General features: G+C 45.5%; 24 protein-coding genes. 11 read left to right on the forward strand and 13 right to left on the reverse strand.

What is annotated here, in order from left to right; translation table 11 throughout:
* Positions 1-180 precede the first annotated feature (180 nt).
* A complete protein-coding gene (xdp1, locus tag ACXACM_RS15760; protein WP_474822923.1) occupies positions 181-1,071 on the forward strand; it encodes an exosortase-dependent surface protein XDP1 in 891 nt (296 codons plus the stop codon).
* An 87-nt stretch (positions 1,072-1,158) separates the two neighbouring features.
* Positions 1,159-3,969: an XrtA/PEP-CTERM system TPR-repeat protein PrsT gene (gene prsT, locus ACXACM_RS15765; protein ID WP_474822924.1), complete on the forward strand. Its 2,811-nt coding sequence runs from the start codon at positions 1,159-1,161 to the stop codon at positions 3,967-3,969.
* 48 nt (positions 3,970-4,017) lie between these two features.
* Here the strand turns inward: prsT and clpB are convergent, their stop codons facing one another.
* The 3 genes from clpB to rluD form a co-directional block, all read right to left on the reverse strand.
* Entirely contained in the window at positions 4,018-6,588 is a 2,571-nt protein-coding gene (gene clpB, locus ACXACM_RS15770; protein ID WP_474822926.1) for an ATP-dependent chaperone ClpB, read from the reverse strand.
* 168 nt (positions 6,589-6,756) lie between these two features.
* On the reverse strand, positions 6,757-7,476 hold the full coding sequence (gene pgeF, locus ACXACM_RS15775; protein WP_474824382.1) for a peptidoglycan editing factor PgeF: 720 nt from the start codon (positions 7,474-7,476) through the stop codon (positions 6,757-6,759).
* 2 nt (positions 7,477-7,478) lie between these two features.
* Positions 7,479-8,462 carry a 23S rRNA pseudouridine(1911/1915/1917) synthase RluD gene (rluD, locus tag ACXACM_RS15780; RefSeq protein WP_474822927.1) on the reverse strand — a complete coding sequence of 328 codons (984 nt, stop codon included), beginning with the start codon at positions 8,460-8,462 and terminating at the stop codon, positions 7,479-7,481.
* Positions 8,463-8,622: 160 nt separating this feature from the next.
* On the opposite strand from rluD, the gene ACXACM_RS15785 reads away from it, so the two are divergent.
* Positions 8,623-9,390: an outer membrane protein assembly factor BamD gene (locus ACXACM_RS15785; RefSeq protein WP_474822928.1), complete on the forward strand. Its 768-nt coding sequence runs from the start codon at positions 8,623-8,625 to the stop codon at positions 9,388-9,390.
* Between the two features lie 26 nt (positions 9,391-9,416).
* Here ACXACM_RS15785 and ACXACM_RS15790 read toward each other — a convergent pair whose 3' ends face one another.
* From ACXACM_RS15790 to ACXACM_RS15800, 3 genes are all read right to left on the reverse strand, one after another.
* Positions 9,417-10,106 carry a ChrR family anti-sigma-E factor gene (locus ACXACM_RS15790; RefSeq protein ID WP_474822930.1) on the reverse strand — a complete coding sequence of 230 codons (690 nt, stop codon included), beginning with the start codon at positions 10,104-10,106 and terminating at the stop codon, positions 9,417-9,419.
* Positions 10,099-10,710, reverse strand: coding sequence for a sigma-70 family RNA polymerase sigma factor (locus ACXACM_RS15795; RefSeq protein WP_474822932.1), 612 nt, complete (start codon positions 10,708-10,710; stop codon positions 10,099-10,101). Before ACXACM_RS15795 ends, ACXACM_RS15790 begins: the two co-directional genes overlap by 8 nt.
* Before the next feature lie 108 nt (positions 10,711-10,818).
* Positions 10,819-11,394 carry an LON peptidase substrate-binding domain-containing protein gene (locus ACXACM_RS15800; protein WP_474822933.1) on the reverse strand — a complete coding sequence of 192 codons (576 nt, stop codon included), beginning with the start codon at positions 11,392-11,394 and terminating at the stop codon, positions 10,819-10,821.
* A gap of 130 nt (positions 11,395-11,524) precedes the next feature.
* Here ACXACM_RS15800 and ACXACM_RS15805 point away from each other — a divergent pair, with 130 nt between their 5' ends.
* From ACXACM_RS15805 to ACXACM_RS15825, 5 genes are read left to right on the forward strand one after another with little or no spacing between them, the layout of a single operon-like run.
* The gene (locus tag ACXACM_RS15805) at positions 11,525-11,980 is read left to right on the forward strand and encodes a nuclear transport factor 2 family protein (protein WP_474822934.1); all 456 of its coding nucleotides are present in this window, start codon (positions 11,525-11,527) and stop codon (positions 11,978-11,980) included.
* A complete protein-coding gene (locus ACXACM_RS15810; RefSeq protein WP_474822936.1) occupies positions 11,977-12,696 on the forward strand; it encodes an SDR family NAD(P)-dependent oxidoreductase in 720 nt (239 codons plus the stop codon). The genes ACXACM_RS15805 and ACXACM_RS15810 overlap by 4 nt, the downstream gene beginning before the upstream one ends.
* 9 nt (positions 12,697-12,705) lie before the next feature.
* Positions 12,706-13,977: an NAD(P)/FAD-dependent oxidoreductase gene (locus ACXACM_RS15815; RefSeq protein WP_474822937.1), complete on the forward strand. Its 1,272-nt coding sequence runs from the start codon at positions 12,706-12,708 to the stop codon at positions 13,975-13,977.
* Entirely contained in the window at positions 13,974-14,714 is a 741-nt protein-coding gene (locus ACXACM_RS15820) for a DUF1365 domain-containing protein (protein WP_474822938.1), read from the forward strand. Before ACXACM_RS15815 ends, ACXACM_RS15820 begins: the two co-directional genes overlap by 4 nt.
* A complete protein-coding gene (locus ACXACM_RS15825; protein ID WP_474822940.1) occupies positions 14,714-15,970 on the forward strand; it encodes a class I SAM-dependent methyltransferase in 1,257 nt (418 codons plus the stop codon). The genes ACXACM_RS15820 and ACXACM_RS15825 overlap by 1 nt, the downstream gene beginning before the upstream one ends.
* Before the next feature lie 36 nt (positions 15,971-16,006).
* On the opposite strand, the gene ACXACM_RS15830 is transcribed toward ACXACM_RS15825, so the two are convergent.
* Together ACXACM_RS15830 and pomA are read right to left on the reverse strand one after the other, a co-directional pair.
* Complete coding sequence (locus ACXACM_RS15830) at positions 16,007-16,936, reverse strand: flagellar motor protein MotB (protein ID WP_474822941.1); 930 nt, start codon at positions 16,934-16,936, stop codon at positions 16,007-16,009.
* A gap of 5 nt (positions 16,937-16,941) precedes the next feature.
* Positions 16,942-17,703, reverse strand: coding sequence for a flagellar motor protein PomA (pomA, locus tag ACXACM_RS15835; RefSeq protein WP_474822942.1), 762 nt, complete (start codon positions 17,701-17,703; stop codon positions 16,942-16,944).
* Between the two features lie 294 nt (positions 17,704-17,997).
* Between pomA and xseB the strand changes: the two genes are divergently transcribed.
* The 3 genes from xseB to dxs are packed head-to-tail and all read left to right on the forward strand — an operon-like array spanning position 17,998 to position 21,080.
* A complete protein-coding gene (gene xseB / locus ACXACM_RS15840) occupies positions 17,998-18,249 on the forward strand; it encodes an exodeoxyribonuclease VII small subunit (RefSeq protein ID WP_474822943.1) in 252 nt (83 codons plus the stop codon).
* A 38-nt stretch (positions 18,250-18,287) separates the two neighbouring features.
* Positions 18,288-19,181 carry a (2E,6E)-farnesyl diphosphate synthase gene (gene ispA, locus ACXACM_RS15845; protein WP_474822945.1) on the forward strand — a complete coding sequence of 298 codons (894 nt, stop codon included), beginning with the start codon at positions 18,288-18,290 and terminating at the stop codon, positions 19,179-19,181.
* Positions 19,182-19,217: 36 nt separating this feature from the next.
* Positions 19,218-21,080 carry a 1-deoxy-D-xylulose-5-phosphate synthase gene (gene dxs / locus ACXACM_RS15850; RefSeq protein WP_474822946.1) on the forward strand — a complete coding sequence of 621 codons (1,863 nt, stop codon included), beginning with the start codon at positions 19,218-19,220 and terminating at the stop codon, positions 21,078-21,080.
* An 87-nt stretch (positions 21,081-21,167) separates the two neighbouring features.
* On the opposite strand, the gene ACXACM_RS15855 is transcribed toward dxs, so the two are convergent.
* The 5 genes from ACXACM_RS15855 to ribBA form a co-directional block, all read right to left on the reverse strand.
* Positions 21,168-21,653 (reverse strand): phosphatidylglycerophosphatase A family protein, encoded by a 486-nt coding sequence (locus tag ACXACM_RS15855; protein ID WP_474822947.1) that lies wholly within the window; start codon positions 21,651-21,653, stop codon positions 21,168-21,170.
* A complete protein-coding gene (gene thiL, locus ACXACM_RS15860; RefSeq protein WP_474822949.1) occupies positions 21,653-22,618 on the reverse strand; it encodes a thiamine-phosphate kinase in 966 nt (321 codons plus the stop codon). Before thiL ends, ACXACM_RS15855 begins: the two co-directional genes overlap by 1 nt.
* Before the next feature lie 60 nt (positions 22,619-22,678).
* On the reverse strand, positions 22,679-23,098 hold the full coding sequence (nusB, locus tag ACXACM_RS15865) for a transcription antitermination factor NusB (RefSeq protein WP_474822950.1): 420 nt from the start codon (positions 23,096-23,098) through the stop codon (positions 22,679-22,681).
* A 12-nt stretch (positions 23,099-23,110) separates the two neighbouring features.
* Positions 23,111-23,584: a 6,7-dimethyl-8-ribityllumazine synthase gene (gene ribH, locus ACXACM_RS15870; protein ID WP_474822951.1), complete on the reverse strand. Its 474-nt coding sequence runs from the start codon at positions 23,582-23,584 to the stop codon at positions 23,111-23,113.
* A gap of 85 nt (positions 23,585-23,669) precedes the next feature.
* Positions 23,670-24,770 (reverse strand): bifunctional 3,4-dihydroxy-2-butanone-4-phosphate synthase/GTP cyclohydrolase II, encoded by a 1,101-nt coding sequence (gene ribBA / locus ACXACM_RS15875; RefSeq protein ID WP_474822952.1) that lies wholly within the window; start codon positions 24,768-24,770, stop codon positions 23,670-23,672.
* Positions 24,771-24,787 lie beyond the last annotated feature (17 nt).

Consider the following 24,787-nt stretch of genomic DNA (forward strand, 5'->3'; position numbering starts at 1 on the left):
TATATATAAACTTTAGTCTATTCCACTACTTTCGTCTGATGTCAGTATATTTTACGCATTAAGTTTGAATAGTTTCAAAATACACTTAAAATACATATAAATCATTAACTTAAAAATGGGCACGATTAATGCTTGGTGTGATTTGAGGTATATAATCGAGGTATAAAAGGGGTCCATAAGATGAAACTAAATAAAATAGCATCAGTTACGGCAATAGTTTTTGCCGGTGCACTGAGCGCCCCAGCTTTCGCCGGTGGCGGAGGTTGGCACAGTGGTTGTGGCACAGGTGGTAACACCGGTGATGGCTGTAACGCAGCTGATTACTTTGGTGATGATCTGATGTATAGCCTTGCTAGTGATGGAATCACCAACGCAGAAGTTGATGGCGTGACCATCAATGCTTCGGCCTATTCTGATACAAAGGATTGGTCGAGAATTGGCTCCAAATATGGCTACGGTAAATACTCAGACGTCAATATTGAAGAAGCAGAGCTTAGACAGTATGGTGGGGGTTATGGTGTTGTCAATGAGGATGAGAGAGCCAGATACTCACCAGATCACTCTGTCGACAATGAAAAAGAAGTAAAATGGTCATGGCAAAGTGGTTCCTATGGATATCACATTGACACTGACTACGATTATGTTCTGATTTCCTTCGACGAGGCAGTAAATGTAACGGGCGCTACATTTAGCTGGTTGTGGAAAGACGACGACACCCAGGTATCGGTTGCCGCTTTAGACGACACAACAATGCTCGAGTCAGGCTCTAATACCTGGAGCGACGTAGCTGGTGATGCAATGGCTGTTGGTTCCTTCGACGTACTAAACTGTGACGATGACCACCTCGCCATGGTTGAATTCGAAAACGTGTACTCACAGTACTGGATCATCGGGGCGTACAACACGGTATTTGGCGATATCGGTCACAAGATGTTCGATGACGGGTTTAAGTTGGCTAGTATTGGCTTCAACACCAAAGGAACCCCAACAGAAGTAACAGAACCAGGAACATTTGCCATGTTATTCATGGGCGGTGCACTGGCCATGTGGCGCAGAAAGCGTAACGCTTAATCTGTTAGGCTACTCTATAATTAGCTTTAGCAATTGAAAGGTGGCAGCTGCCACCTTTTTTCTCTTTACAGTATTCAGGTGTTATTTATGAATATTCAACAATCGTTAGAAAGGCTTTTTCGAAAAGCAGTTTTCTGTACTGGACTTATTGCTTTTTCGACAACCGCATTTTGTACTACTTTTGCGGATTATGAAAAAGCACTTACCGCCTTTAATAATGATGATTATGAAACCGCATTTGTACATCTGAAAAACAGTTTACAAAAAGACCCTGAGAACCTTACCGCTAAGATATTGATGGGTCGCCTTTTGCTGCAAAACGGCTACGTTCGAGCAGCAGAATTGGAATTCTCTGAATCCATAGAAATGGGCGCAGATTTAAACCTTGTCGCTGAACCATTGGGTACAGCATGGTTGTTTATGAACCACTTCACCGAAATTGTTGAATTTACCGATTACAAGCGACTCGGTGCACGGCAGAAGTCAGCATGGCTTCAAATACGGGCCACAGCGTGTAACAAACTCAATGATAAAGCATGTACTAAGGCCGCTTATGAAAGCATGCTTGAACTCCCATTCAACAATGATGCTGCATATAATGGTCTGGCCGCCATGGCTTTGGAAAATAACGAGTTAGACGAAGCCAAGGCCCTTCTCAAAAAATCCAGTACTATTAACCAGGAAAGCGCTACCTTATGGCGACTCACAGCCCAGCTAGCTTATAGAGAAAAGAAAGTCGACCAGGCCATCTCATTGTTCAAAAGAGCACTATCTATAAATACCGATGACCCGATTGCATTAAGAAACCTGGTAAATATTTATATTTCCCGAGACGATTTTGTTAGTGCTCGCGAGTATGTTGACGAAATTATGCAACGTACGCCTGATGACCCCTTGGCAATTTTGCTAAACAACTGGTTGATGACTCAGGAAAGTACCCTCACCCCAAATACCGGAGAAATTCAAAAGCTGGGTAACAGCTTGTCTGAACTGCCACCTGATGTGGTCGAGTCACAGCCACTTCTTATTTATATCAGCGGCTTAACCGCGTATTTTAATGGCAATATTGAAAAAGCAGTAGGCGATTTTGAACGTTATTTAGGCAAAGTTCCTAACGACTTACAAGCAACGAAGTTACTGGCGAAAGCTTATATCTCTACGCAGCGCCCTAAGCTCGCCTTGTCTTTATTAGAGCAAAAGCAATCTATTATTCTTTCTGATTTAAGTGCGTCTTTGTTACTTGGAGATTTACTTATTGAACAAAACAAAAGTTTCAGAGCTGATAGCCTAACGCGGATCCTCGAAACACGTTATCCCAACACGCTGCTCGTGCAACTTTTTAAAATAAAGCTGATGACGGTCAGAGGCCAGGAAGAACAAGCGCTTAAACTTCTCGATGACAATTACAACGCGCAGCAACTAAACCCAACCTTTTTGTTCACTTATGCGTCTATGAAAATGCGTTTTGGACAATTTGACGACGCCCACAAAGCCGTTGACGGGTTAACAAATATTTTCCCGGAAAAAGCGGACGTTCACAATTTCAAAGCATCACTTTATCTGCAGGAAGATAGATACGACAAAGCGAGAGAAAGACTGGAGAAAGCCCTTGAACTCAACCCTGACAGCTTTTCAGCGCGCTTTAATCTGGCCTCTTTAGAAGCCAAAACAGGCAATATCGATGCATCACTTCTGCTTTTAAACACGCTGCTTGAACAAGCGCCGAGACACATTCCCTCGCAATTGTTAAAAGCACAAAATACACTGGTAAAAGGTGACGTTGATACCGCAATAAATATTTACAACAATGTTTTGGCGTTGATGCCCCGAAATCAGGAAGCCAGGGTTAAGTTGGTGCAAATCAGAGCGAATCAGGGAGATCTCAACGGTGCGCTCTATCAGCTGGACAAACTCTTGAAAGAAGATTTTGATAACCCTGCATTTTTGCTTCAAAAAGCGAATATTCTGGTGAACATGGAGAGAATAGACGAGGCTGAACAGGCACTGGTGCTGGCCCATGATCAGCTTCAGGAAAACCCTCGATTACTCACAAAGTACGGTAACCTACTCATAAAACTAGGGCGCACGGATGAAGCTCTGACAAGTTTTTTACAGGCCCGCGCAATCACGCCATACGACAATGATCTTGCGCTACACACGGCCAAGTTACAAATTGCCATGGGTAAAGTTTCTGACGCAGCCCAAACTATTGCATCACGCATCGACAAAAATCAAAATAACCCCGACTTTTGGTACGTCGCAGGTCTGTTAGCAGAGAGCACAGGTAATTTTACTAAAGCTGCGCAGGCTTACGAACGCTCTACCTCACTTGCACCGGCTTTTGCTCAACCATTGCTGGCGGCTTATAAAATGGCAGAGAGAGGAAATAATCCTGACGGATTTATTGAAATGGCGAAAGGGCTAATGAAGTCAACCCCCGAATATCTGCTGCCCGCAAACTTACTGGCGCAGTATTTTTACAACAACGGTGAGTTTTCCAAGTCCATTCCTATTTATACCAAATTATCCCAAATGCCCAACGTGTTGAATAAGTCAAAAGTACTCAACCGGTTAGCAGAAATGTCAGCACAGTCTAACACCCTGCAGGCATCACAGTGGATCACTGAAGCTATCGACCTGAACCCAAGTGATCCAGAGATCCTCGATACCTATGGCTGGGTGTTGGCACACGAAGGAAAATATCAGGAAAGTTTAGAAATGCTTCGCAGGGCATTTAGTCGGCAAGCTACCAACCCTAAACTTCGCTATCATCTAGGATATACCCTGCTACAAATGGGAAATGAACAGGAAGCAAAAGAGCATTTGGAAATTGCAGCTTATGCAGAAAGTGATTACAACGGAAAGTCACAAGCATCGAAGCTATTAGAAACTATGTAGCAGAAATATTTAACTAAAAACCCCTGGCCTTCACCAGGGGTTTTTAGTTTATACCACGACAAGTTCGTCGTCTTTCACATCTATCCGAATTGTAGATTCTGGCATCAGCACGCCAGACAACAACTGCTGCGCTAACGGGTTTTCGATCTGCGTCTGAATGGCCCGTTTCAACGGTCTGGCGCCAAAGACAGGGTCGAAACCAGCGTCTGCGATCTTATCCATAGCAGCACCTGATAACTCCAGCTTGTAGCCCTTCGTAGCCAAGCGTTGGCGTAGTGATGCCAACTGAATTTTTGCAATAGACTTAATCTGCTCTTTACCAAGGGGATGAAATACCACTAAGTCATCAACTCTGTTAATAAACTCAGGCCTGAAGTGTTGCCCCACTACTGACATTACACGACGCTTCATTTCGTCATATTGGTCATCTCCATGGGCATCCTGAATAACATCAGAACCCAAGTTTGATGTCATGATCACAACCGTGTTTTTGAAATCAACGGTTCTGCCTTGTCCATCTGTCAGTCGACCATCATCAAGCACCTGTAATAGAATATTAAAAACATCCGGGTGCGCTTTTTCAACTTCATCCAACAGGATCACCGAATAAGGTTTTCTGCGAACGGCTTCTGTAAGATAGCCTCCCTCCTCATAACCTACGTAACCCGGTGGCGCCCCAACCAGACGGGACACAGAATGCTTTTCCATAAATTCAGACATATCAATACGAACTAACGCTGCTTCCGTGTCGAACAAAAAACCGGCCAGTGCTTTTGATAATTCTGTTTTTCCTACCCCTGTTGGACCTAAGAAAAGGAAAGAGCCAATAGGGCGATTGGGATCTGCAAGACCAGACCTAGAACGGCGTATCGCATTGGATACCGCATTTACTGCCTCTGCCTGTCCTACAACACGTTTGTGTAAAACCTCTTCCATTCTTAACAGTTTGTCCCGCTCACCTTCCAACATTTTGGCTACAGGAATACCAGTCCAGCGAGACAGCACCTCTGCGATTTCACTGTCTGTCACTTTGTTTTTCAGCAGCAGTGTTTCACGAGTTTCACTCTCTGCAGCCTTCTCAAGCTTCATTTCAAGTTCAGGAATTCGACCGTATTGCAATTCAGACATACGATTTAAGTCAGATGCACGCCTGGCAATTTCCATATCGAGCTTAGCTTGTTCCAGTTCAGTCTTGATTGACTGGGTTCCTTGCATGGCATCTTTTTCTTCACGCCATATCTTATCCAGCTCGCCTAACTTATTCTCGGCTTGCTCGCGCTCCAGCTCAATCATTTCTAACCGTTTATGGCTTTCGCCGTCAGTTTCTTTCGCTAGCGCTTGTTCTTCCAATTTGAGCTGGATGATGCGACGCTCCAGCCTGTCCATATCTTCAGGCTTAGAGTCTATTTGTAGACGGATACTCGATGCTGCTTCATCAATAAGATCAATAGCTTTGTCGGGAAGCTGGCGATCACTAATATAGCGATGGGACAAGGTTGCTGCGGCAACAATGGCCGGATCAGTTATATCTACCGAATGATGGAGCTCATAGCGTTCTTTCAAACCGCGCAAAATAGCAATGGTATCTTCCACGCTCGGTTCATCAACCAGAACCTTTTGGAAACGACGCTCTAAAGCAGCATCTTTTTCAATATACTGACGGTATTCATCCAATGTGGTCGCACCCACACAATGCAGTTCACCGCGAGCCAAAGCAGGCTTGAGCATATTTCCGGCGTCCATGGCACCGTCGGACTTACCTGCCCCAACCATGGTGTGTAACTCGTCGATGAAGAGAATAACCCTTCCCTCCTCCTTGGACAGTTCGTTCAGTACAGCTTTTAACCGTTCCTCGAATTCACCCCTGTATTTAGCGCCTGCCACCAGCGCGCCCATATCTAAAGAAAGTACCCGCTTGTTTTTAAGACCCTCAGGAACTTCACCATTGATAATACGCTGAGCTAGCCCTTCGACGATGGCCGTTTTACCCACGCCGGGTTCACCTATAAGCACAGGGTTGTTTTTCGTGCGACGTTGCAGAACCTGTACTGTTCGTCTTATCTCATCATCGCGGCCAATAACTGGGTCAAGCTTACCTTGTTCGGCTCGTTCGGTAAGGTCAGTAGTATATTTTTCTAAAGCCTGCCGAACGTCTTCGGCATTCGGATCAGTAACTTTCTGACCACCACGCATTTTATCGATTGCGGTTTCTATCTGCTCTTTAGACATATTAAGACTGCGAAGCAATTCGCCTAACTTTCCTTTGTCTTGCAATGCCGCTAAAACAAAAATTTCCGACGTGATATATTCATCTTTTCTCTGCTGGGCAATTTTGTCACATAAATTAAGCAGAATACCGCTGTCTTTGCCAAGCTGAACATCACCGCCAATACCTTCAACTCTGGGCAGGCGCTCGATCGCTTCGGCCAAGGCAGAGCGAAGGGCATTCACGTTAACCTGCGCCTGATCGAGCAATGGACGAACGGATCCACCCTGCTGATTTAACAGTGCAGTCATTAAGTGCACCGGTTCTATGAACTGATGATCCCGACCCAGTGCTAAAGACTGTGCGTCAGAAATCGCTAATTGGAATTTACTGGTAAATCTGTCTAATCGCATGAAACCATCCCCTGCCAATATATCGCAAAGATTAACACGACTTATTTATGGGTATGGATTTAGAGGGATTCAACTGACGAGACAAATAAACGGACAAAAGTTTTGATCAATATCAAGTTAAATTAACCAGACCAAGATTATTTATATAAGCTCTCATGAACAAAACCGTTAATATTTAAAACCGATTACTGACACCTGACGTCCACAAGGTGTAGTTCCCTCGTGTACGCTCCTGCGGTGGGAAAAAAATTGTGAGTCTCTCTCATAAGTACAAACATCGCTTTTAGTGATGTTATCCACACCGACCTGGCGCAGTTGACTAAAAGTAATAGCGGGCAAGTCCAACAAAAATTTCCCAGAGTTATCACTAGACCGGTAGCTTGATCTACAAGGAGCAAAATGCTCCACAACTTCTGGCGATACTTCGTAATTCGCCTGACTAATGGCCGGGCCTATCCACGCCATAAGATTATCGTTACGAGAACTCATTGATTCGATTGTACGAGCAACAATACCTGACGCCAAGCCTTTCCATCCGGCATGAATCGCAGCAACTTCGGTGCCCTCAGTGTTACTGAGCAGTATAGGGACGCAATCTGCTGTCATCACAGCACACGCAAAAGCCACGTGCCGACTTATTGATGCATCCGCCTCGCGCTCCTCACTGGGCAGCGTAATACAGGTATTGCTGTGCACCTGTTCTAACCACTGAATTTTGTTATGGTAAGGCAGTTGTTCCCGGTTCCTGACAACGGTTACCTTGTCATCGCCTACATGCAAGCCGACATTTAAGCTGCTATAAGCGCCACTGCTGAGCCCACCTTGTCGCATCGAACAATAAGCGAAAACACGCTCTGGGAAATTCACGTCAGGAACAACGACAGTCATAGTCACACGTCATCCAAACCGTGTAGAGCGGTATCTTCCCGCACCGCAGCTATTAGTGAGACCATGTCTTCCGGAAGAGGCGCTTGCCAAGTCATCCACTCTCCACTTTCAGGGTGAAACAAGGATAACTGAGCGGCGTGAAGTGCCTGACGCTGAAAACCTCGCAAAGCATTCACGCAAGCTTCAGAAGCGCCTTTAGGCAATCGCGGACGTCCACCATACGCAGGGTCGCCAACCAAGGGATGTTTGACATGAGCCATATGAACACGGATCTGATGGGTTCTACCTGTCTCTAATTTCAAACGCAGATGAGTATGGGATCTAAACTTTTCCATCACCCGGTAATGGGTCACAGCCGGCTTGCCGAATTCCCGCACTGCCATTAACGTGCGTTTAGTGGGGTGTCTGCCAATAGGCGCATCAACAACCCCACCAGCGACCATAGTGCCATACGCTAGGGCTTCGTACTCCCGGCTCATAACCCGCTCTTGCAACTGATTCACAAGATGTGTTTGCGCAGGCACTGTTTTCGCAACGACCATTAGCCCTGTAGTGTCTTTGTCCAGTCGATGCACTATCCCTGCCCTTGGGACAATATCGATATCCGGAACGTGAGATAACAATGCGTTTAGGATAGTCCCGTCCTGGTTCCCTGCCCCAGGGTGAACAACAAGATCAGCGGGTTTGTTAATTACCAGGATGGCGTCATCTTCATACACAATATCCAGTTCAATATCCTGAGGTTTACTGGATATTTGTACTTCCATCAAGGCAGCAATCTGTATGTACTCATCACCCAGCATTTTATGCTTAGGTGTCACCAACACATCACCATCAACGGTCACATTACCGTCTAAAATCCAACTTTTTAACTTCGATCGTGAATATTCAGGGAACAAATCAGCCAAAACCTGATCTAATCTCATGCCATAGTGGTGTGGCCCGGTATTCGCTTCAAGTCTGACTGTGTTTTCAGGCTGGCTCATAAAACTCTTTCGCTATTACAAAAAGCGTATTATACCAACTTTACGGTAATGAGAAGGAAACTTTCCTGTTTTTATGTGGAGTTTCCTGGTTTGAGTGCGCTAGAATGCTGCAACAAATGCAAAACACGTATCAGTCGGTTAAGCAGGAATAGACAAAGATATGAAATCAATTCGATTAATGATGCCAGTCGTCGTTGGTGTCATGGTAAGTATGGCGGGATGTAGCTCCAACGATGATACACAGGAGCGCGCGGCCCTGGCCAATATGGGCGCCCAACAAATGTACGATAGCGCAAAACGCAATATGCAAAACGGTAACTTTGGGTCAGCATCCACCATGCTGAGTGAGCTGGACTCCCGCTACCCATTTGGCCCTTTATCGAATCAAGTGCAGTTAGACTTGATATACAGCTACTACAAATCCGGTCGTATTGACGAAACCCTGGCAACTATCGACAGATTTGTTCGGTTAAATCCCAACCATTCTGATGTGGATTACGCTTTTTACATGCGCGGCCTGACAAATATGGAAGCTGATTCCAATATGTTCCAGGAGCTGATGCAAATAGACCGCTCTGATAGGGACCCATCTAAATCAAGAGAAGCTTTTGAAGATTTTCGTCGATTGATACAACAATACCCCGATAGCAAGTACGCTGCTGACGCCAAAAAACGCATGCTCTTCATTAAAAACAGGTTGGCAAAATATGAAATTGCCATCGCTAGGTTTTACATGCGCAGAGAAGCTTATGTGGCGGCGGCAAACAGAGGAAGATATGTGCTGGAACACTTCCCCAATTCTGAACACGTTCAGGAGGCACTAGAAATCATGGTATCCAGTTATGATCAGCTGGGTTTAACTGATCTCAAGAATAACGCAATTAAAACGTTGCAGTTAAACTTTCCGGACAGTGATTTTCTAAGTTAACATTCAGGCACCATATGGTGCCTTTTTTATCTAAAAAACAAGTGACTAAATGGATTGAGCAGACGGGCTATGCCCGAAGTGAAGTGTAACGGCTGGTCTAAAATACTAAACACTAAACACCCTGATGGGTGTGTGGATTGCGGGGCATGAGTATGGTCGCCGTCCATTTTAATAAAGTCACCTGTGCGGTAATGATGTAATCCATCACTAAATTCACCGTCAAGTACTAAAGTGAATTCCACCCCTCGGTGAGTGTGCTCGGGCACACTGCCTCCATTACCCATATAAATAAAATTCGCGACTCCAGAATAGCCTAGGTCAACAGGCGCCTGCCACAACTTGCCAACAAGACCGCTCCAATTTCCGATTTTACCGGCAAATGTTTGTAGCGTTCGGGGGATAGCAAAAACCTTACCGTCTAATTCTATCTGTTCAACCGACAGTGGGTTTGAGGTCTGCTCACGGCTTCCGAACGTAGACATCTCAGGAAGCATGGTAATATTCGACAGCATGGCACCAAGTTGTTCGTCCAACATGCTGTCATGTGATGAAAAGTCAAAGGCCTGTGCGGCCATGTTTTCGGTGGTTTCCAGCACAACTTTCTTACAACGGCCGCACATGTCACAATGTGCGGATACCATTATGGATTCAACTGGAGATAGAGTCCCTTGAGCATACTGCGTTAACTGCTCAATACTGGGGTGAAACCTAATCATGAGCGTTAAGCATACCCTTGAGTCGTTGCAGTGCTAAACGGGTTCGTGACTTTACGGTACCAAGAGGGATACTGAGTTCGTCGGCAACTTCTTGTTGTGATTTACCGTCGATGTAAATCGCTTCAATCACCGCTTTTTGCTTCACTGGCAAGTCTTCAAACATGAAGCCGATTTGTTCAAGAGTTATCTGTTCATCGAGAGATGTTTCATTGGCGTCTGCGGTTTGCTCACACAAGACGGGCCAGAGATCATCAGAGCATACATCTTCTTTGCGGTTTTGAAGTTTGCGAAGCATGTCGAAACGAATGTTACGTGCAATGGTAAAAATCCAAGTGGAGGGACTGCCCTTTTCGGCGTTAAATAAGTGAGCTTTTTGCCACACGTTAGACATTGTGTCCTGGACAAGCTCCATAGCCAAAGCTTCATTACTCATTTGTTTAAGCGCATATGAGCGAAGTCGGGGGGCAAAATACCCAAATACCCTGGCAAATGACAGTCTACAACGGTTTTCGGCAACCTTAACGATATAGCCTGACATTTCAGTCGCACAATCTTTTGGTTTGGTAACGCTGTTTCTTTGGTCCACAGGAATTCCAACTAACATAATCTTGTCCATATCCTATCAGGTTAATAGTTTCTATAGACAACGAAATCAAGAAAGTGAAAGAAATGTAATCTTAACCAGCTTGCCCAGTAAATTTTACACGGTCAGTTACTGAACCAGCGCTGCAAGGTAACTCAATAAACTCTTGCAATCGGCCTGTTTAAGAAAATATTGTTTCTGCTTGGCATCTACCGGTAACAACTCCAACCATCGCTGCATGACCCAAACGGGGTCGTTGTAGTGAAACTCTTCGTAAAGCTCAGCGAGGTCTGGGTAGCGCTCAAAAATTTCCTTCAATCTGTCGTCTATAGGTGAAAGTCGATGAGGTGATATATCACAATGCCAGGAAGACAACCTTTCGCACTGTGCTGTTCGAAGACCATCGGCCTGGGTAACAATGTTACTCACCTCTACACTTTCTAAACCAGCAACCTTTATGCCAAGCAACCCATCATCGAGTAAATCGAAATCGATAACCGATGCCAACGTACCAATTGGATAGATGTGTTGATTTTTCTCCTTGTCGCCTTTTGCGTCGAGCATACACATGACCAAATACCCGTCATTTGCACACACCTCTTTCACCATGCGAACGTAGCGGGGCTCAAAGATTCGCAGTGCCATTCTACCGCCGGGAAGCAGGTGCGCAGAAAGCGGAAATAAGGGATATTTTGTTGAACTCATAAAGCATTATTTCAGACTAATTCTGAGATTCATTACGCGTGCAATTATTTTTGGATCGGTGAATATTTTTCAATTTTCGAACAGTTTGACTGTCTTCAATGATCTATGCGTAAGTAAAATTGGTATATAAGTGAGTCGTTTTTACACAGTAGCCGTTATGACCACTATCCAGCATTTTTGTAAATTATACGAAACACTTCACACCATATCACCCGATGACCTGGCAACTATTTATTCAGATGACATTACATTCATCGACCCGATAACGACCCACCATGGCATTGAAAACGTAAAAAGCTACTTTTCTCAGTTATTATCTGAAACCGATTATTGTAACTTTGAAATCTTATCTGTTTCAGAAACCGTCGCTCAGCAGCCGATAAACTACACTGTAACCTGGGAAATGACCCTAAAACTTAAAACGCGTAAGCCCCCTATATCGCTACAGGGTGTGACACTGTTAAAAATTGCTAATGATCGTATCGTCTATCATCGTGACTATTATGATCTAGGAGAAATGGTGTACGAAAATGTGCCTGTTCTACGCTGGTTCATAACAAAAATCAAAAAGAGGTTGGCATTATGAAAACCATATTAATCACTGGCGCGACATCTGGCATTGGCAAGGCACTTGCCGAACACGCTCTAGGAAAAGGCTACGCGATAATTGCCTGTGGCAGAAATGAGGAAGCCTTGGCATCGCTCGCTTCGTATAGAAACGTAACTACCGCGAAATTTGACCTCACCGATCGGGAAGAAACTCAGCAAGCACTTTCGGAACTGAGTTTTGATATAGCGGTACTCAATGCAGGTAACTGCGAATACGTTGACATTGACGCATTCGATGCAGAATTGTTCAGACGTGTTTTTGAAATCAACTTCTTTGGTATTGTTAACAGCGTGGAAGCGCTGCTCCCGAAAATGACTATGGGAAATCAGTTGGTTATTGTCGATAGTATGGCTCGACTCTTTCCTTTTACACAGTCACAAGCTTATGGCGCAAGCAAAGCAGCCGTTCACTACTTTACTAAAAGTCTGGAAGTAGATTTAGCCCATAAGGGTATTTCGGTTCAGGCGGTTTCACCGGGTTTTGTGGAAACACCATTAACTGATAAAAACGATTTTGACATGCCGATGAAAATTTCAGCAGATGAAGCCGCTAAGGCAATGCTTAAAGGTATTGAGAAAGGAAATCACAGCATATTTTTCCCTACGGGGTTTGGATTGATCATGCGTTTGATGCATAACCTGCCAACCGGTCTCCAAAAATGGTTCTCTTTAAAAATGCGCAAGCAGCAGTAAGGAATAATTATGCAGCGTAATATAGCAATTATTGGTTCTGGGATCTCTGGTCTCACCTGTGGTTATTTGTTAAGTAAGCAGCACAAGGTCACCGTTTTCGAAGCGAACGACTATATTGGCGGTCACACGGCGACAAAACGCATTGATGTTAAAGGCAGTTCTTACGATGTAGATACAGGGTTCATTGTATTTAATGACTGGACTTATCCGAACTTTATTAAATTAATGGACTCGCTTGGCGTCACAAGACAACCTACAGAAATGAGCTTTTCTGTTCACAGCGAGAAAACCGGCCTTGAATACAATGGCAATAATCTAAACACCCTTTTTGCTCAGCGCCGGAATCTCTTCAGACCATCATTTTGGCGACTGGTAAAAGATATACTGGCATTTAATAAAGCTTGTACAGCAAGAGCGGCTGAAGCCAGGGAAGAAGATTTTGATATTACGTTGTTTGATTACATAAAATCACTGGGTTTGAGTGATGGGTTTTCGAATTATTACATTTTACCTATGTGTGCAGCCATTTGGTCTGCAAGCCTTGAACAAACGAAACGCTTCCCGCTGGCTTTTTTCCTGCAGTTTTTTAGTAACCACGGTTTATTGAGCGTCAGCAATCGCCCGCAATGGTACACCTTAATCGGAGGCTCACATAGCTATATCTCGCCAATCACAAAGGGCTTCGCAGACCAAATTCTACTGTCAACCCCAGTTAAACAGGTTTCTCAGAAAAATGGAAAATGGCTGGTTGATACAGACCGCGTAGGTTCGGCTGAATTTGATGACGTCATATTTGCCTGTCATTCCGACCAGGCATTGGCTATGTTGGCAGCCCCTACGGTAGAACAAAAAGAGATCCTTGGCGCAATTCCCTATGCAAAGAACGAAGTGGTATTGCACCTCGATACAACCCAATTACCAGAACGAAAGCTGGCATGGGCAAGCTGGAATTACAGATTAAAAGAAACGCCGGAAGAGAGCATCGCTCCAGCAGCAGTGACCTACAATATGAACATTCTTCAGCGATTCGAAAACGCGCCAGTAACGTTCTGCGTCACACTTAATAATACTGATGCTATCGACCCAACTCGCATATTGCGTAAATATCAATACGCTCATCCACAATACAGCGCAGACATGGTTGCAGCACAGCGCCGTCGGAGCGAGATTTGCGGTGCTGGCAACATACATTTTTGTGGCGCATACTGGTACAACGGTTTTCATGAAGATGGTGTGCGCAGCGCGCTTGATGTTTGCAAGCGTTTTGGTGCCAGCTTATGAATGACTTAGAGAGTGCCTTATACTGTGGTAAGGTATTCCACGAACGATACTTACCCACCCAACACAAATTTAGCTACGACATTTACTTGTTCTGGCTAAAACTATCTGAATTACCCCAGCTAGATAAGTCACTTTCCCGTTTCTCTGAAGACAAACTCAATGTAGTGAGCTTTAAGCACAAAGATTATTTTAAAAATTCAACACTGCCTCTTGGTGAGGCGATCACGGCTAAAATGTCTGATCTCAATGGCTCTCCTCTTTATGGTGAGGTGTTTATGATGGGCCAGGTTCGCACTTTAGGTTTCTATTTCTCACCGGTTAACTTTTTCTTTTTACGTAACAGCGAAGGCATATTCACCCATATGCTTGCTCAAGTTAGCAATACGCCCTGGAACGAACGACACTACTACCTTGTTGACCTGGCCGTGCAAGCTGATACCGATAAAACTTTTCATGTTTCGCCCTTCAACCCCATGGACATGACGTACAAGTGGAACATTAAACCTCCTGGAGACACTTTCGCTATGACGCTGGACTGTCACCGTGAAAAAAAAGAGTTTCGTGCTGGGCTAAACATGAAAAGAATTTCATTGAACAACCACAATCTCAACAGGGCCATCAAACGTATTCCTAGTATGAGCATAAAAACAGTGGTCGGAATATACTGGCAGGCGTTAAAACTATTTCTAAAGCGCACTCCTATATACGGTCACCCTAAAAGTCAGGAAAATCAGTAATGTCACACGGTGAAACCACGTTTATTTTCATACACGAAGGCAGCGCAATCGACCGTTCATGTCGAAGTGCTTTTCTTAAAGTACTGTCAATGTTGCCTGAAGGCCATATGCTCATAAAGGAAAACGGAGCAACAGTGGGGGAATTTGGTACTCCCGGACACCCACTGAAGGCAGATATCAACATCGTGGACATAAAAGCGTATCGCGCCTTGCTATTTGGTGGGAGCGTGGCTGCAGGTGAGACCTACACTGATGGTTTATGGACCACCAGCGACCTAACGTCGGTAATTAGAATTTTCGCGAGAAACCTTCCCATGCTTGATAAGTGGGAAGAGAAGTACAGATGGTTATTATTGCCACTTTATAAAATCCAACATTTCTTGCGCAGAAACACTAAGACCCAGGCAAAGAAAAATATTGAGGCACATTACGATTTGGGGAATAAGCTCTACACGCGTTTTCTCGACAATACAATGATGTATTCTTCTGCAATTTACCCTGACCCTAATGCCTCACTCTCCGACGCGCAACACCACAAGCTCAAAACCATCTGCGACAAGCTTCAATTAACTAAAGATGATCATCTTATGGAAATTGGTACTGGTTGGGGAGGACTGGCTGTTTTTGCTGCCAAGCACTACGGGTGCAAAGTTACGACGACAACTATCTCTGAAGAACAATTCTCCTATGCTGAATCCTGGATTGAGCGAGAAAACCTTGGTGATAAGGTGACGTTATTAAAACAAGACTATCGGACATTACGCGGTGAGTATGACAAGCTGGTGTCTATTGAAATGATTGAGGCCGTGGGTAAACGCTACCTTGGTCAATTTTTTGCCAAGTGTGCGTCACTGTTAAAACCCGATGGTCTGATGTTGTTGCAATCCATCACCATTGATGATCGCCGTTTTGACAGCTACAGCAAAAGTGTGGACTTCATTCAAAAATATATTTTTCCGGGCGGCTTTCTTCCCTCGCAATTAATAATCAATGACTACCTCAAGCGGTTCAGTGATTTATCTGTCCGCGATTTACAAGACATCGGACTCGATTATGCTAAAACCCTGGATGATTGGTACAAGGCGTTTGTCAATGCCCGGGAACCGTTACTTCAGGATGGATATGATGAGCGATTTACACGCATGTGGACGTACTATTTAAAATATTGTGAAGGTGGATTTCTCGAACGCACGATTTCTACTGTTCAGTTGGTACTCAGCAAACCCCATTTCCGTTTACCCATTGAAAGAGGATAATACCGCCTCTTTCAATGGGCGCCAACATGAAAGCTGTTAGTTTTCTAGTACGGATACAGGGTTAGAATACAAGGGCTTGCCCTGATTGATATTTATCTCTACCCGGCGATTTTTAGCCCTGTCCTCAGCTGTTGCTGGGTTTTCAACTAATGGTCGCGTAGCAGCAAGGCCCACTACCGACATTCGGGACTCGTCAAAACCAGGGGCGGTTCGTATTTCTTCTGCCACCGCTACTGCTCGCTGTGCAGAAAGATCCCAATTCGAGCGATAAAGCTCATTTGCAATATGCTGACCATCACTGTGCCCGGAGATTTCAATTTCTCCTGGCATATCGGCAAGAAGTACACCGATTTTCTGTAAAATAGGTTTGAATTGAGGTTGTAAAAAAGCCGACCCTGCGGAAAAAGAGCCATTTTCCCGAATGCGAATAGTAAGTTGTTGCCCCAGCGATTCCATTTCAATAGACCCGTCAGCCACTTCTTTTTGCAATTGCTCAGCCACCTTCTTCAACATCTCATTGTCTTGTTCTTTATCGGAACTTTGCGGTGATGAAGCTGCGGAGTCTGACGCTGTCTGTTGTGCCTGCCCTCCTCTTTGATCGCCTCGCTGCTTTTGCCGCCCACCGGACGAATCTTCATCACCAGCCTGAAACTCCAACATTTGCTGAGTCATCTCAATGGTTTGTTGTTGGATAGTTTCAATGGGAGTGGGATCTGGTCTACCTGGACGAAATTCCATGGCAATAACACTGGTGCCCTTAGGAATGTCTTTAACTTCTATTTTGTTTTGGACGCCAAATGCAAACTTCATTGAGCCGGCAATTTGCTTGAATTTCAACACGTCCATTTCTGAAAACGCCAACAGCAGAACAAAAAAGCACATCAGTAACGACATTAAATCGGCGAAGGTTCCCATCCACGCAGGCAACCCCTCGGGAGGACACTTGGGACATTCCTGATCAGCCATTAGGATTACTCCTCATCTGCCCCGCCCCGTTTACTTGCTGCGAGATAGTTCTTCAAGATTCCTTCAATGACCTTTGGATTTTGACCATCTGCAATGCCCACTATGCCATCTAAGACCAACGACTGGTTGAGCTTTTCTTCTTCCTTTCTGTTCACTAATTTAGCTGCAATGGGAAGACAAATAACGTTGGCCAAGAACGCACCGTACAAGGTAGTTAACAAGGCAACAGCCATAGCAGGACCAATGGCTTTGGGGTCATCCATATTTGATAGCATGGCAACCAAGCCTATCAATGTACCTATCATACCCATGGCCGGCGCAACATCACCTAAGCCTTTGAAAATGGATGCTCCGAATTCGTGACGCTCTGTAGTCATCACGATATCTTTATTCAGGGTTTCTCTAACAACTTCGATATCATGGCCATCGACCAACATATCTACACCCTTTTGCATAAACGGGTTTTCTATCTCAGCTTCTTCAAGTGCTAAAAACCCCCCTTTACGGGCTGCATCTGCCATTTCAACGATTTTTTCAATTAATACGTCCGGCGAATCAATTTTGAACATGAACGCCTTGCCCGCTACTTTGCCAGCGCCGAAAAACTGGCCTAACGTAAATTGAGACATGACAACAAACAAGGAACCACAAAATACGATTAAAACAGACGGGACATCGACAAACATGCCCAAGTCGCCACCCAGAATCATGGCCATAACGATAAAGCCAATGCCACCGAGCATGCCTATGACTGTTGCTAAATCCACTTATTGCTCCTCACAGAAAACCCTAACACTGAAACTCAACTGAGCTGCTACAGAATAAATGCCCGCCTGTAATATGAAGAATGGCACTGTTACGTATGCTATCGGCTGACATTTTCAATTCTATAATCAATTTATAAGAATACCAGTCATGTAGATGATTTATACGTATAGTTAATAAAACCAAACAGATACAACCTTTATATCAGAAAGCCTGCCAGACAAAGCAATTGACCCGACGCATCCCCTCGGTTAATGTGCGCGGTATTCTTCAAAATCAGACAACAGGTAATTGATGTGAGTGACGACAAGACCCCTTCCTCCGCTTCTTTTGAGGCCTCTCTTTCTGAGCTGGAAGCTATCGTGAAAGAAATGGAATCCGGCGAGTTACCCCTCAATGAAGCTTTGAATAAATTTGAACGCGGTATTGCATTGTCCCGACAAAGCCAACAAGCGCTGGCTCAGGCCGAACAAAAAGTGCAAATTTTGCTGGAAGAACAAGGCCACGAAACCTTACGTGATCTTTCCGAGCACGGTGAAAAAAATTAACGGCCAGCTTACGTCCCGCCTTCAATTACAGGTTTATAATGACAAATTTTGACGCCCTTCGTCGACGGGTGAAGCAACGAACCGACGACGGTCTTTTACATTACGTGAATAACCTGCCCGATCATGCTCCTACATTAAAAAGTGCTATGGAGTATGCGTTAACGGCGGGTGGAAAACGCATGCGGCCGCTACTGGTCAACCTCATTGGTAACGCGTTGGACATTCCACAACAAGATCAGCAAACCATCAGCATGGCGATAGAGTGTATTCACGCTTATTCCTTAGCGCACGATGACTTACCAGCCATGGATGATGACGAGTTACGTCGTGGTCAGCCAACCTGCCACATCAAATTTGATGAAGCGACGGCAATTTTGGCCGGTGATGCATTACAGACCCTTGCGTTTACTATTCTGGCAGACGCCCCCATGAGTGAATATGCAGATAAACACCGTGCGCAACTTGTTAGTATTCTCGCTCGTGCGTCTGGCTATCATGGTATGTGCGGTGGTCAAGCCATTGATTTAGCCGCCACCGGCACCATTATTTCTCTGCAGACCCTTAAAACCTTACACACCCTTAAAACCGGTGCGCTGTTGAGAGCATGCGCGGAGATGATCACATTGGTTTGTGATAACTTAACAGAACAAAACCGTCAGGCCTGGATCGACTATGCAGGCTATATTGGTCTCGCCTTTCAAGTTCAGGACGATATTCTCGATGTTGAAGGTGATGCACAAGTCATTGGAAAACCTCAGGGTTCAGATGAAGCACAAGGAAAGAGCACCTTTCCTGCACTATTGGGAATGGATGAAGCTAAATCTGTGTTAACCGATCTTCATGACAGCGCGCTTCAAGCTTTGGCGAGTTTACCTTACAATACCGACAGTTTGTCAGCGTTTACTGAATTAATGGTCAAACGCACTTCCTGAGCATGACCTACTCAACACTATAAATGAAATAAGAAAATGAGTTTAGACATATCGCATTACCCCACTTTGGCAAAGGCCTTAACGCCGGACGCCCTGAGACATCTTCCGCAGGACCAACTGAAGGCGTTGTCTGATGAACTGCGCCAATACTTACTTACTTCAGTAAGTCAGACCAGTGGCCACTTCGCTTCAGGTTTGGGTACTGTTGAGCTAACGGTGGCATTGCATTACGTTTATAACACGCCATTTGACCGTCTTATCTGGGATGTGGGTCATCAGGCTTATCCGCATAAAATTCTCACCGGGCGTGCCGAGCGCATGTCTACTATTCGTCAGAAAAACGGTTTGCATCCATTTCCCTGGCCACCGGAAAGTGACTTTGATACTTTTGCCGTTGGTCACTCGTCGACATCAATAAGTGCAGCACTTGGTATGGCCGTTGCTGCCGAAAGAGAAGGCAAAGACAGGAAAGTTGTCGCTGTTATCGGTGATGGAGCCATGACCGCGGGTATGGCTTTTGAAGCGCTCAATCATGCCGGAGATATCAAGAAAGACATGGTAGTTGTACTTAACGATAACGAAATGTCTATCTCAGAGAATGTCGGAGCTTTGAACAGTCATTTAGCACGACTTCTCACGGGGAATTTCTTTAATAAAATCCGTGATGGTGGTAAAAAGCTATTAAGCAATGTTCCTCCCATTAAGGAATTTGCGAGCCGTGCGGAAGAGCACATCAAGGGCATGGTAGTGCCCGGTACCATTTTTGAAGAACTCGGTTTCAATTATATTGGTCCCATTGACGGACATGACGTAAATGGCGTTGTCGATACACTTCGCAATATGCGGCAGTTCTCCGGCCCACATATTCTCCATGTGGTAACACGCAAAGGAAAAGGCTATCCACAGGCGGAAAAAGACCCGATAAAATTCCACGCCGTACCGAAGTTTAATCCGGACGAACACGCCCTGCCGAAAAGCAAGCCTTCGGCTCCGACCTTTTCAGCAATATTTGGTAACTGGCTGTGTGATATGGCTAAGGTAGATCCGAAATTGATGGCGGTCACCCCCGCTATGAGAGAAGGCTCAGGAATGGTTGCGTTCTCTCAACAGTTTCCTGAGCAATACTTTGACGCAGCCATTGCTGAACAGCACGCTGTCACCTTTGCCGCAGGCTTGGCAAAGGAAGGTTATAATGCCGTGGTCGCCATTTATTCCACTTTTCTGCAACGAGCTTACGACCAACTTATCCACGACGTTGCTTTGCAGGATTTGCCTGTATTGTTTGCTATCGACCGTGCTGGTGTCGTCGGCGCTGATGGGCCTACACACCAAGGCGCTTTTGACATCGCATTTTTGCGGTGCATTCCCAATATGATCATCATGACACCTGCAGATGAAAATGAATGCCGACAAATGCTCTACACTGGCCACAAACAACAAAAGCCAGCGGCTGTGCGCTATCCACGGGGAGCCGGTAAAGGTATTGTTCCTGAAGAAGAGATGACAGCCATCCCACTTGGCAAGTCCCGTACACTGCGCACAGGTAAATCACTGGCGATTTTGAACTTTGGCACCTTGTTACCCTTCGCCGAAGAAGCTGCTGAAGAGCTCGATGCAACATTAATTGATATGCGTTTCGTCAAGCCTCTCGACACTGGTGCCATTGACAGTTTGATAGCATCACACACGGGCATTGTTACTCTGGAAGACGGCTGCATAATGGGCGGAGCGGGTTCTGCGGTAAGCGAGTATCTGCAGGCGTCGCGGGCACTGATCCACACGTTACATCTGGGACTGCCTGACGACTTTATTTTGCAAGGTACTCAGCAAGAAATGTATGAAGAACTCAAACTTGACGGCAAAGGTATTGTTGCCCAGGTCAACGCATTTTTTAACTGACCGACGTCACTTACAAATAACATTTCAAGCACAAAAAAACGGTATTCACAGATACCGTTTTTTTATTCCCTTAACTTAAACCATCAGTTAAAAGGCAGACAGCAACAACAAGCCGTGCAGGCACACACAAGCCATTATACCGGCAATGATGTCATCCAGCATAATGCCAGTGCCACCGTGTAATGTTTTATCTATAGGGCCAATTGGCCAGGGTTTGAGAATATCAAACACCCTGAATAGCAAAAAGCCTGCGGCCAGTGTCCATAGAGATAAAGGCACAAATAGAAAGGTGATAAGAATACCGGCAACTTCGTCCCATACGATGGAGCCGTGGTCATGAACACCCATATCTTCTGCCGTTTTACCACATAAATAAACACCTGCTACGCACGCGAATAGGGTAATCACACTAAAGAAGGCATCACCAAAAAGGGCGCAAAACAAAACCAGAGGTAGCCCGGCCAGTGAACCAAATGTACCAGGCATTAATGGGACAAGGCCCGAACCGAAACCCAACGCGCAAAAGTGTACCGGGTTACGTAAGCTGACTTTAGCGCGATATTCAGCTTGCATTAGAATTCATGCTCATAACCCACATTGTCACTCAGGACAAAAGGAGCGTCATATAGTTTTAAATCAACTTTGCCAGATTGCCCTGTTACCTGACCAATACAAGTTGCTTTAACCCCGGTACTGGCAAGTGATGTCTCCAGGTTTCCACGTTGCTCTTCATTTACAGTGAAAATGAGCTCGTAGTCATCGCCTGCAGTCAGCGCATACCTATAAGCATCCTGCGCACCAACTGTAGTAAACAAACTGGACGAAATAGGAAGACGGTCAACGTGAAGGGTAGCACCACAGCCAGAAAGACTCAGAATGTGGCCAAGGTCGGCGAGCAGACCATCTGATACATCAATACAGGATGACGCTGTTCTTCGCAGGGCTGTACCTACGGCGACTCGTGGCGTAGGATACAAATGACGGTTGATCAGATATTCTCTATCATCTTCTTTAGCCGATAATTCACCTTTTAACAACGCCAGACCCGCCCCGGCGTCGCCGGTTGTTCCGGTAACGTAAATCCAGTCTCCGGGTTTTGCTGTGCTGCGCTTTAACGCCACATCCGGAGGAACAAAGCCCTGAGCGGTAATGGTCATGGCCAACGGCCCACGTACCGTGTCACCACCTATGAGTTGAACAGAATAGTAACGGGTTAGCTCATACAAACCCTTCACGAACTCTTCGAGCCAGCCTTCATCAAGTTCTGACATAGACAGGGAGAGTGAAATCCAGGCAGGCTCCGCCCCCATGGCTGCAAGGTCGCTGAGGTTTACAGCAACTGCCTTGTACGCCACCGAACGCGCCGGCGCGTCTTTGAGGAAGTGCACACCCGACACCAAGGTGTCAGTTGTGATTGCGAGCTGTTGGTTAGCAGGTACTGATGTCACTGCGCAATCGTCGCCGATCCCGACAATGACATCTTTTCTTTGGTGGCCGCCATCAGCAAAGTAGCGGCCAATTAAATCAAATTCTTTCACGTTATACCGATTGATCAGTGTCGTCGTGTAGGTACAAATAAAATCGCAACGGGATCGCTATTAACGTTCGTGCTGACGAAGTGTTTTCACCGCTTTGTCCAATGCACCATTAATAAACTTGTGACTTTCTTCTGCACCAAAGGATTTCGCCAGTTCTATGGCTTCGTTGATGATCACGCGGTATGGCACGTCCATGCGCTGAGTGAGTTCATAGGTCGCCAAACGCAGAATGGCTTTTTCGATAGGATCAAGCTCTTCCGGGAGTCTCCCAAGATACGGTTTGATTTTGACATCCAGTTCTTCGACCTGTTCTGCAACACCGCGCAGTAAGGCTTGAAAATACACCATATCTACTTTTTGCATGTCGTTACTTGTCGCCAGCATCAACTCAACCTGAGCGATGTCATTCTGACTCATCTGCCAGGAGTAAATTCCCTGGACAGCAAGCTCTCTTGCTTTATGACGTGCCGATACTTTCACATAGCCCCCAGATCAGAGATCGTTAAGTGACGCAACAACGTTCACCATTTCCAGCGCGCCCAGCGCAGCTTCAGCGCCTTTATTGCCGGCTTTCGTACCCGAACGTTCAATAGCTTGCTCAATGGAATCAGTTGTAATTACACCAAACGAAACGGGAATGCCATATTCAAGGGAGACCTGTGCCAGACCTTTGTTGCATTCACCAGCAACAAAATCAAAATGAGGTGTACCACCACGGATCACCGCGCCTAATGCGATGATTGCATCAAATGTCCCTTTTTCAGCAAGTTTTTTCGCTGCTACCGGTAATTCATAAGCACCAGGTACACGTACCAGAGTGATGTCGTTATCGCTAACCTCGCCATGGCGCTCCAGCGTATCAAGTGCGCCTTCCAACAGGCTCTCAACTACGAAACTGTTAAAGCGCGACACCACTATGGCGAATTTTTTACCTGTCGCCCGAATATTACCTTCAATTACCTGCATGAATTAATGCCCCTATGAAAAAACGGCGCGCAGTATAGCACAAATACGCGCAAACTAAATTGCTTGTTTAACAACTATACTGGCGTTAAGGATGGATATATTCCACCACTTCCAGTCCAAAGCCCGACAAAGCATGATACTTCACAGGCTTGCTCAACAGGCGCATTTTCTTAACACCCATTGAAGCCAGAATTTGACTACCTACCCCTACAGTTCGCGAAGAACCACTCCATGTTTTGCCTTCGGGTTGCTCTCCCTGATCTTCAGCAGCAAAACGTCTTACCTGGCTTTCCAGGTCTTCTTCCTTACCCAGCACTACCAGCACACCGCCTTCCTGGGCAATACGTTTCATGCCTTCAGGTAATGTCATTGTGCGGTTGATTGCCCTGGTTGAACCCAGTAGATCACTCAATGTGTTGTGCAAGTGCACCCGTACCAGTGTAGGCGTGTCTTCGGAGATTTCACCTTTTTTGAGCGCAAAGTGTACTTGGTTATCAATGACATCTTTAAACGTATGTAATTCGAAATCTCCGAATTCTGTGGGCAAATGACATTGCGCGACTTTTTCAATGGTTGTTTCGTTAAGGTTTCTGTATTCAATGAGATCAGCGATCGTTCCGATCTTTAAACCGTGCTTTTCGGCAAATGCTTCCAATTCCGGCCGTCTGGCCATAGAACCATCGTCATTGAGAACTTCAACAATCACAGCGGCTGGCTCTGCGCCGGCGAGTCTGGCCAAATCCACCCCAGCTTCTGTATGGCCCGCGCGATTTAGCACACCGCCTTCTTTAGCAATCAGGGGAAAAATATGACCGGGCTGAACAATATCAGATGCGACGGCATCCGGTTTAACGGCTGCGAGAATAGTTGTTGCGCGATCAGCTGCCGAAATGCCAGTTGTAACGCCTCTGGCCGCTTCAATGGAGACCGTGAAATTTGTTGAGAACTGAGCGCCGTTTTTATCTACCATCAAGGGCAAATTGAGTCGCTTGCAGCGGTCCTGAGTCATTGGTAAACACACCAAGCCTCTGGCATGGGTTACCATAAAATTAATGGCATCTGGCGTAACGTGTTCTGCAGCCATGATAATATCGCCTTCGTTTTCTCGATCTTCATCATCCATCAGGATGACCATTTTTCCCTGGCGGATGTCATCAATTATTTCTTGCGTAGTGTTGAATGCCATAGTGTCACTTCTGTAGG

Source organism: Alteromonas sp. AWQ4_252, from assembly GCF_056158205.1.

What these genes read in the sequence shown, in the direction of transcription:
- xdp1 (WP_474822923.1), top strand. Translation starts at nt 181, where the DNA reads ATGAAACTAAATAAAATAGCATCAGTTACGGCAATAGTTTTTGCCGGT.
- prsT (WP_474822924.1), top strand. Translation starts at nt 1,159, where the DNA reads ATGAATATTCAACAATCGTTAGAAAGGCTTTTTCGAAAAGCAGTTTTC.
- clpB (WP_474822926.1), bottom strand. Translation starts at nt 6,588, where the DNA reads ATGCGATTAGACAGATTTACCAGTAAATTCCAATTAGCGATTTCTGAC.
- pgeF (WP_474824382.1), bottom strand. Translation starts at nt 7,476, where the DNA reads ATGACTGTCGTTGTTCCTGACGTGAATTTCCCAGAGCGTGTTTTCGCT.
- rluD (WP_474822927.1), bottom strand. Translation starts at nt 8,462, where the DNA reads ATGAGCCAGCCTGAAAACACAGTCAGACTTGAAGCGAATACCGGGCCA.
- ACXACM_RS15785 (WP_474822928.1), top strand. Translation starts at nt 8,623, where the DNA reads ATGAAATCAATTCGATTAATGATGCCAGTCGTCGTTGGTGTCATGGTA.
- ACXACM_RS15790 (WP_474822930.1), bottom strand. Translation starts at nt 10,106, where the DNA reads ATGATTAGGTTTCACCCCAGTATTGAGCAGTTAACGCAGTATGCTCAA.
- ACXACM_RS15795 (WP_474822932.1), bottom strand. Translation starts at nt 10,710, where the DNA reads ATGTTAGTTGGAATTCCTGTGGACCAAAGAAACAGCGTTACCAAACCA.
- ACXACM_RS15800 (WP_474822933.1), bottom strand. Translation starts at nt 11,394, where the DNA reads ATGAGTTCAACAAAATATCCCTTATTTCCGCTTTCTGCGCACCTGCTT.
- ACXACM_RS15810 (WP_474822936.1), top strand. Translation starts at nt 11,977, where the DNA reads ATGAAAACCATATTAATCACTGGCGCGACATCTGGCATTGGCAAGGCA.
- ACXACM_RS15815 (WP_474822937.1), top strand. Translation starts at nt 12,706, where the DNA reads ATGCAGCGTAATATAGCAATTATTGGTTCTGGGATCTCTGGTCTCACC.
- ACXACM_RS15820 (WP_474822938.1), top strand. Translation starts at nt 13,974, where the DNA reads ATGAATGACTTAGAGAGTGCCTTATACTGTGGTAAGGTATTCCACGAA.
- ACXACM_RS15825 (WP_474822940.1), top strand. Translation starts at nt 14,714, where the DNA reads ATGTCACACGGTGAAACCACGTTTATTTTCATACACGAAGGCAGCGCA.
- ACXACM_RS15830 (WP_474822941.1), bottom strand. Translation starts at nt 16,936, where the DNA reads ATGGCTGATCAGGAATGTCCCAAGTGTCCTCCCGAGGGGTTGCCTGCG.
- ispA (WP_474822945.1), top strand. Translation starts at nt 18,288, where the DNA reads ATGACAAATTTTGACGCCCTTCGTCGACGGGTGAAGCAACGAACCGAC.
- dxs (WP_474822946.1), top strand. Translation starts at nt 19,218, where the DNA reads ATGAGTTTAGACATATCGCATTACCCCACTTTGGCAAAGGCCTTAACG.
- ACXACM_RS15855 (WP_474822947.1), bottom strand. Translation starts at nt 21,653, where the DNA reads ATGCAAGCTGAATATCGCGCTAAAGTCAGCTTACGTAACCCGGTACAC.
- ribH (WP_474822951.1), bottom strand. Translation starts at nt 23,584, where the DNA reads ATGCAGGTAATTGAAGGTAATATTCGGGCGACAGGTAAAAAATTCGCC.
- ribBA (WP_474822952.1), bottom strand. Translation starts at nt 24,770, where the DNA reads ATGGCATTCAACACTACGCAAGAAATAATTGATGACATCCGCCAGGGA.